The 7,586-nt window shown below is 39.7% G+C and carries 6 protein-coding genes and 1 pseudogene; 2 read left to right on the forward strand and 5 right to left on the reverse strand.

Features of this window, described 5'->3' with window-relative positions; genetic code table 11:
* Positions 1-87 precede the first annotated feature (87 nt).
* The 3 genes and pseudogenes from V7K21_RS19105 to V7K21_RS19115 all read right to left on the reverse strand — a co-directional run.
* Positions 88-299: pseudogene (locus tag V7K21_RS19105) on the reverse strand (BMP family ABC transporter substrate-binding protein); the annotation flags it as partial.
* 70 nt (positions 300-369) lie between these two features.
* Entirely contained in the window at positions 370-1,347 is a 978-nt protein-coding gene (locus V7K21_RS19110; protein ID WP_335176834.1) for a hypothetical protein, read from the reverse strand.
* Between the two features lie 134 nt (positions 1,348-1,481).
* Positions 1,482-2,702 carry an MFS transporter gene (locus V7K21_RS19115; RefSeq protein ID WP_335176835.1) on the reverse strand — a complete coding sequence of 407 codons (1,221 nt, stop codon included), beginning with the start codon at positions 2,700-2,702 and terminating at the stop codon, positions 1,482-1,484.
* Positions 2,703-4,627: 1,925 nt separating this feature from the next.
* On the opposite strand from V7K21_RS19115, the gene V7K21_RS19120 reads away from it, so the two are divergent.
* Positions 4,628-4,873 carry a hypothetical protein gene (locus V7K21_RS19120; protein ID WP_335176836.1) on the forward strand — a complete coding sequence of 82 codons (246 nt, stop codon included), beginning with the start codon at positions 4,628-4,630 and terminating at the stop codon, positions 4,871-4,873.
* Complete coding sequence (locus V7K21_RS19125; protein ID WP_335176837.1) at positions 4,854-5,135, forward strand: hypothetical protein; 282 nt, start codon at positions 4,854-4,856, stop codon at positions 5,133-5,135. Before V7K21_RS19120 ends, V7K21_RS19125 begins: the two co-directional genes overlap by 20 nt.
* Before the next feature lie 205 nt (positions 5,136-5,340).
* Here the strand turns inward: V7K21_RS19125 and V7K21_RS19130 are convergent, their stop codons facing one another.
* The gene (locus V7K21_RS19130; RefSeq protein WP_335176838.1) at positions 5,341-6,558 is read right to left on the reverse strand and encodes a glycosyltransferase family 4 protein; all 1,218 of its coding nucleotides are present in this window, start codon (positions 6,556-6,558) and stop codon (positions 5,341-5,343) included.
* Between the two features lie 161 nt (positions 6,559-6,719).
* Complete coding sequence (locus V7K21_RS19135) at positions 6,720-7,151, reverse strand: DUF1636 domain-containing protein (protein WP_335176840.1); 432 nt, start codon at positions 7,149-7,151, stop codon at positions 6,720-6,722.
* Positions 7,152-7,586: the final 435 nt, after the last annotated feature.

Below are 7,586 nucleotides of genomic sequence, written 5' to 3' on the forward strand. Positions count from 1 at the left end.
GAAATAATTACCGTACAGAACGTTTCAAATTTAACAATTACTCTCCTTCTTAACATTGCTTTACACATTTTGGTTTTCCTCCGCCCACCTACTTAGATTAATACCTTCATAACCAGATTGATTCCAGGCTTTGTCGGTAATCATTCCAGGGAGAGCGATCGCTATTTTAAACCCTTTAGCACCACCTATTGTTGTCGCTGTTGGTGTCGTCACCTTACTACTGCAAGCACCAGTAAGCTGGTACCAAACGCCGCTGAACCAAACAAGATAAATTGACGTCGACTAAAGTTTGTTGTCATACCTCGCCTTCAGATAAATAGCTATTTTGCAATGACTGTGGGAACCATAACTAATTAGCCGGACATAATCTTACGTCTTCACAGGTAAACGAGAAATTGTCCATAAAATGAGCAGGAAGATTAAGTAAATTGCCCCAACCAGCCCAAACTCTATCAAAGGAATATAGATTACTTCGTAAATTCTGCCCAAGCCACGTTCAGTCAGTCCATAAACGGCCAGTACACTCACTAAAAAGGCTCCGTAGATAGTACGTTTAGTCGAGATACCCACAGGTAGACCGTGGAGTTGAGTAAGCACTAAAATGCCAAGAAAACCAAAGAGAAATGTTGGCCACTTGCTTTGTCCTAGCATCAACGACACAACGACACTATGTAATACCACCGTAATTTCCAATGTGAATGTCCACCAACGATTTACATGGGTGCGGTTAAATATCAACGATGATTGCAGCAGCAGCAAGAACATATAGAGAAAACCAATTAAGTGCCCCAAAGTCGCTTCCATTGGATGATACCAGAAGGTGTAGATAGCGGCGAAGGAGAAAAAGTAGCCGTGGTACAGCTTGATAATTTGCAAAAACTGTTGATGGAATGGAACAGAATTGCCAAAAAACAAACCGCGTCGAGGCGTTTCCAAAATCAATACGAACACCAGTAGGAGTACAACCGCACCTTGGGAAGCCCAAATTGAAGTATCTTGAGCTAGAGCATCGTACCAAATATAGGTCTGGAGAAAGTGTAAAGCAATGAATGCACCATTAATGGCAAGCATAAGGTAATTAATCGGGTGCAACGCTGATTTGTATTTCAACTGCGATCGCTGCGCCCACAAGATACACGCCCAGATGCTAAACTGATGCCCAAGGTACATGCCCCAAGCCGTCACTCGACTCCAAAAGGTCGGATTGGGAAGCTTCCAGTAGTACCAGTTTAATCCTTGATCAGGAAGTTTGATGATGCTTGCAGGAATGCTCCCACCGAACCAAATTGCGTAGGTGAGGAGGATGCTTACAAAGATGCCTAAAAACAATACTCGGCGACCTGTCATATTAATTTTAGATTTTAGATTTTAGATTTTAGATTAAAAGTTTTTAGTATAAGGCTGTTCAAAAATTATTAAGCTTGGTTATCAAAGCTTTCTAAATCCTGAATCCTTACCTTTTTACTTTGAAATCAGGATTTTCAGGCTACACGTTCTGTCTTTGATTCAGATGCGCTTTTAGTCACTCGCAGACTAAGAGTCAAAGCTATTAGCATTACTAAAAATCCACTCAAAAAAGGAGTAGAACTCCCAAATTTCATAAAACTGGCCCCTGCCCAGGTTGGACCACCGATGCGTGCCAACGCAGAGCAAGAACTGGCAATTCCTAATATTTGTCCTTGTTCTTCTGGGGCTGTCATTTGGGAAATCAGGCTGTTCAATATTGGTTGACTGACACTAATTCCCCATGCCACAAGTGTGGTGGCGACCAACAATAAAATTAAGCTTTGTGAGAATCCAATTAGCAGTAATCCTAAGCCTAACCCTAATATCCCCAAGGTAAGTAACTTTTTTTCACCCAAGTATTTCTTGAGGAATCCGATGAGTCCTCCTTGAATGATTGTGCTGACAATCCCCATGAACGCAAAAAGATAACTAGTTTGTTGAGGGCCCCAGTTTAATTGCTGCTTAGACCATAAAGCCAATGTCGAGTCCATAGCCGCAACAGCAAAGGTTACTGAAAAGTAGATGCCAAGAAGCATACAGAACTGTGGACGCTGTGACAGATGTACCAAGTTCAGCCTTCGCTGATGGTAGCGATGAGTTTGGATTTTGGCTTTAGTCTCAGAATTTAGAGATTCTGGAAGTAACATCAAAGCACAAAGCAATGCCAATAAAGATAATCCGGCTGCGAACAACGATGGAAGATGGAAGTTAGCATTGTCTGGATCAGACCCGATTAGAAGACCTCCAATTGCTGGACCGAAAATGAAACCAAGACCAAAAGCTGCTCCGATTATGCCCATACCACGAGCTCGATTAGTTGGCGTGGTAATATCTGCTATGTACGCTTGAGCAGTGGCAATATTCCCTGCCATAATCCCGGCAAGACTACGAGCAATAAACAAAATCCATAATGAGTTGGCAAAGCCTAACCCAGCATATGCAATTACAGAACCTAATAATGTAAATAATAAAATCGGACGGCGACCGTAGCGATCGCTAAAACTACCCCATAATGGTGCAAATAAAAACTGCATTAGAGAATAAATAGCTATAAGTAGAGTCGCTTCATTAGGTTTTGCGCCGAATTGTTCAGCATATAAAGGTAGTATCGGCAGGATAATTCCGAAGCCGAGCAAGTCTATAAATACAGTTAAAAATAAGACGAATATAGCCCTGCTATTATTTTTACTCTCCATAAGTGCAATTCACTTTTATAAAAAATATGTGTAACTTAAATTAATTTTATAGACATTAGGTAACACTTAATAATAAAGATTCCATTGAATGCAACCAGTAATCAATTCAAGCAAAATGCATTAATTTGAGTGTGGTTGAGCAAAATTGCGTGAAACAAACCCATTATAAAAATCAAGCCGATAATACTACTAATGAAAGCAACTATTAACTCGTGCTTCCGTATAGCTTTTTGGATCTTAGCGTCTATCATTCCTTCTAATTCTTTGTATGACATTGACTTTAATTTGGCTAAAGATAACAATTATGTGGAAATTACGAACTTATACCAATTCTTTTTGAGACTGCATCAAATCGAGCTTGGTAAGAGAATGGACTTAAGCTCATTTCTTTCGAGCAATTTTATATAAGACTCATATCTGATTTTTGAACAAGATTTCCGATAAAATCCTGATAAAACGGGCTTTCCAGTCTCAGTATGTTTTCAGAAATCAAATCGGAGTCCTATAGGTAATTGGTATTACAGAAGTTTGATGACAAATATCATCAAAATGCAATAATTAAACACCCAGGATGAGGCAATGCATTGCTCTGGTCGAGATAGTTGTTCGCCTAACGTCTTTGACAGGAGAAGCAACTGCTATGTTCAATGGTTATTTTGCCAAAACTTCTTGAGGGCTAAGTGGTGAGAGTTGACACAATTTATACTTTTACCAGCCTAATCCCATTTTTACAACACAACTTTTACCCTGAGGTACAAAGACAATTACTTGTGTTTGTATCATTGACCAGGAAAATTATTGGCAGAGATAGTTTCAGCTTACAGGTCAGCTGTGGCAGATACCCCAGGCAAAGATTGGGACATATCTAAGTAGTGCAAAATTAAATATACATTTGTAATTGTGAATCAAGTGAAGTGAAATGAAGGAATTGCAAGGGTTTTGGATTGCTTCGCTACATCAATGGACATAATAATATATACCTTTATAGTTTTATGGTTCAAATATATTTGCTCGTTGTAATATGCAAATATTACAACGATTCTAATTATAAAATTCTGATGAAATATACCTAAATATAATTAATATTATTTTATATATGTGGTGAGAGAAAAATGCATAAAAATTTAGCTTTATCAAAAATTTGTTATTGTGTCGGAAATATTGAGAAGCAATAAAATTGTGATCTATATACTATACAAAATCCTCGTTTTATGCATCAACGTAAATAGGTTGTTTCAGCCTTTTACTAATCACCTTTTATTAGTTGCATAGATGTAGCCCAACCCAGGCATGGCTAAAAGGTAATTGAAAAATTTAGCTAAAAGCCTTGAAAACCACATCTGCTATTTTGGCTTCTGTGTCAATGCGTCAGCGAGAGGCAGTTCTTGGCAGGGGCGAGGCAGAACAGCGCTCAAATATCAAAAGATTTCGCCTTTAATGGCGGCGGCTCTTACCGAAAATCCATTTTCTCCCTTGCCCTGTTGCCTCTTTTTATCAAGTGGCGTCCCCAACAAGATGAATGAAGTCTCTTAATCCTGGGCGCGACCCGTTGACATCTATATTTATACGGCTTAGTATTTATTAGGCATTTGTACTTAATTTTTTAAAGTGATCGCTTGTCTTCTCTATCAAAGGTTGCGCCCTAAGCGTTGGCGCAGCCTCTCTAAGAGTTGCTATGCCGCTGGCTTTACGACACACTGCGCGTAGTAAAATCCCCAAAGGATTACGCCAACATCTTCTGGTGATGCGATCACACCCAGATCGAAATTGTCTAGCTCTTAACCTAGTTTACATAATTTCAGATACATTAACCGCAAATGCGCTGATACTTTAGTTTGCCCTCTTCATAAATTCCGCAAAAACACCGTTACGCTATTTGTACTTGTGATCAAAACTTAGAGCATCCAGTTTATTAGGGCGTGTTTATGACCAACCCTGTAACGATGGTTATCCAAGTCAATCTGGAGATGGCTCTAGAACTAGCTCAAGAGTTGGAGCAAGCTCCACACACTGAACTCAATGCTTATTGTTTAGAGATTTTACAGGAGATAGGATGTCCTGGAACTGAACTCCCAGTTAACTTACAAACTCGCGATCAGCAGCTAAACTTTATCACAGGCTTTGCATCTTATGCATTTGGGGAGGTACAAAGTGTACAAAGCATTAATTGAAGATATCTTCCATGATCCAGAAGAAGCAGAAGAAACTACTTTTCCCGCTACAGATAAAGATTTGTTAATTTTGACCGAAAAATTTTTAAGGTTTGAAATTCCTTCAAAGGTTTTCTTGCAAGCTATAGCCATTGCTGATTACGACGGTGCAGCTGCTTTTCGCTACGTTGATAATTATTTGACTACTCTCAAAAATAAGAATAAACCTAAGCATAAGAAATTACTTGTGTTAGGGTATTCGACTCGGTTTGACAATAATTGATGTGCTTCTTCACGGGCTAACCTTAAACCAACACGATTTAGATAAGATAATTTGCACAATTGAAGTAAAGACGTTGCAATCCAACGTCTCTACACATATTTGTCCCACACCGACAATAAAGAACAATTATAATTTATCCAGAAGCTAGTAGTGGGATATTTATTAGACTAAGCATTTTTATCTGTGTACTAATTACGAATTAGTATTACTCTCTCCTCAGACAAACTTGTTCATAGCTTTTACCAGCGATATCCCAAGTGAATTCTGTTTCTACCAGTTGTCTGCCGTTGTGAGACAATTGCGATCGCAGATGTGGATGATCAAATAGTTGACTAATAGCGGTGACGTACTCTGCCGATTTATTCGCTCGTAATGCCCGTAAAGAATCACCAGCAACATCTACGGCTAATCCTTCTAAGCCGCGATCGCTTGCCACTATAGGTACACCAGCTGCCATTGCCTCTAAAGTTTTATTTTTAATGCCAAACCCAGTTCGCATGGGTACAACGCAGATGGTGGCTTGATGTAAATATTCTACCATCGAAGGTACACGCCCAATCACATTAATTCCTGGTTTTTGATCAAGTCCTAAAACTTCTGGGACTGGATGAGAACCGACAATATCGAAAGTTGTATCAGGATAAAGTTTTTGGATTTCGGGCAAGACTTCATTGCTGAAAAAGCAGACAGCATCAATGTTTGCCAAATTATCCATTGCACCGATAAAAATTAAGCGATGTCCTCCTGGATCAGTGGTACGGTTCGGGAAAGAAACTAAATCTACGCCATTGGGAATAACTGTAATTTCACTATTGGGATTAAACTCTTGTAGTTGAATTTTATCTTCTTCTGTTGTCACTACAATTGCCGAAAATTTAGCACAGTAATTTTGCTCATAACGACGCAAAAGTGGCAAATTAATTTTGTCTCTGAAGGAATTTTCCGAAATACCCGTTGCTAATTGGTTGCGACAAGTTGCGTAAACAGAACTATGAATATTAACTATAGTTTTTAGCTGTTTATGAAAATGCGATGGTACATAAATTTCATTGATGCTATGTTCGCAGGTAATCACATCACATTTTCCCGCTTCCACCCAGTTATCAACCCACGTTTGCATCTCAATTGAGTAGCGATTGAGTACGCTTGGTGGTGTCCCTTGTTGTAAAAATCTACCAAATCGCTGTATTTTCTTCAATATTCCGGTGGTTCCAGAATCTAGCGGACGTTCAAAAACAGCTAGATGATCCACACAATCGCGTAATCCTGCTACTTCTGCGTCTGTCACATCGCCTTCGCGTTGAGTTGCGAGGGTAACAGTATGGCGTTGACTGAGGTATTTAAGTAAATTAAATGTCCTTACCTGAGTTCCCCCGCGCGTTGGTGGGTAGGGAAAGGTGGAAGATAGCATTAAAATATTCATAAAAGTGATGAATCAAATGTGATACATACACCATGACCTCAAAGGAGGCTATATGTCACGTCGTTCTACCAGACGCGCAAGGGACGCTCCGAATTCACGCATTAACGCATTACAATCCCTATAAATACCACCCACCAAATCGCCGACAAGACGATTCATGATTAGGGAAAATGATTTGCAATGTTCGCTTTTGAAAGTTCCGTCGGCATAGGTGGAATCCGGGCGATCGCTCCGGCTCTGAGAAGTTCCGGGCGCTTGGCGTAGGGGAGTAAACCATCCGGCTTGGCGTGATACTGACTAGCACACTCAAGTACAGCAGTTGCTGTCTTCTCTACACGTTCAGCATCAGCAGGTAGATCGCCGAATAAGTAGGTGTGTTTGTTAAAAGAGACGAAAGCAATTGCACAAGCCTGGTCACAAACACCCATGCATTTAACGGGTTGAATCGAGAACTCGTCTTGCAACACCCAGTCATAATATAGGGTTTGTAATTTCTCTAGCAGCAGTTCACCGTCGCTTTTAGCAACATACTGTTTTGTCTGATCACTACTTCCACAGATTGTGCAGACGAATATAATGTGTTGATGATTCATGTGTCTATAAAAATTCATGTCGAACACTCAATGGTATCCGACATGGATTTTAGGCAATCAGCCTGTTTAGTCATTGGGCAAAGAAACTAAGTACAGCATTTCATTAATTCGTAGCGAATTAAATTTAGCAATGCCTTGCAATGTTAATGCGTTGGGATACATTGTTAATGCATCGGGAAACATTGTTAATACGTCGGGATACATTGTTAATGCATCGGCCGCCTCGTTAATGCATTTCGATGCAATGTTAATGCATTCCAAGGGAATGTTAATGTATTCTCCTGCATTAAAAACGCTACGCTTTTACGCGAAACTGTTTGATATAACAATAACGCTGGTTGACATTAGACCTCTTGCAAAATAAGTTTTATGTTATGGTGGGGGTTTGGAATTTTGAGACAGCTAAACTTAACTCGTAGTTGTAAATTGCTGCGA

Source organism: Nostoc sp. (assembly GCF_036919595.1).
Classification (GTDB): domain Bacteria; phylum Cyanobacteriota; class Cyanobacteriia; order Cyanobacteriales; family Nostocaceae; genus Nostoc.

Excerpts from the sequence above, each read along its gene's own strand:
- V7K21_RS19135 (WP_335176840.1), bottom strand. The coding sequence starts at position 7,151 with ATGAATCATCAACACATTATATTCGTCTGCACAATCTGTGGAAGTAGT.
- V7K21_RS19110 (WP_335176834.1), bottom strand. The coding sequence starts at position 1,347 with ATGACAGGTCGCCGAGTATTGTTTTTAGGCATCTTTGTAAGCATCCTC.
- V7K21_RS19120 (WP_335176836.1), top strand. The coding sequence starts at position 4,628 with ATGACCAACCCTGTAACGATGGTTATCCAAGTCAATCTGGAGATGGCT.
- V7K21_RS19130 (WP_335176838.1), bottom strand. The coding sequence starts at position 6,558 with ATGAATATTTTAATGCTATCTTCCACCTTTCCCTACCCACCAACGCGC.
- V7K21_RS19115 (WP_335176835.1), bottom strand. The coding sequence starts at position 2,702 with ATGGAGAGTAAAAATAATAGCAGGGCTATATTCGTCTTATTTTTAACT.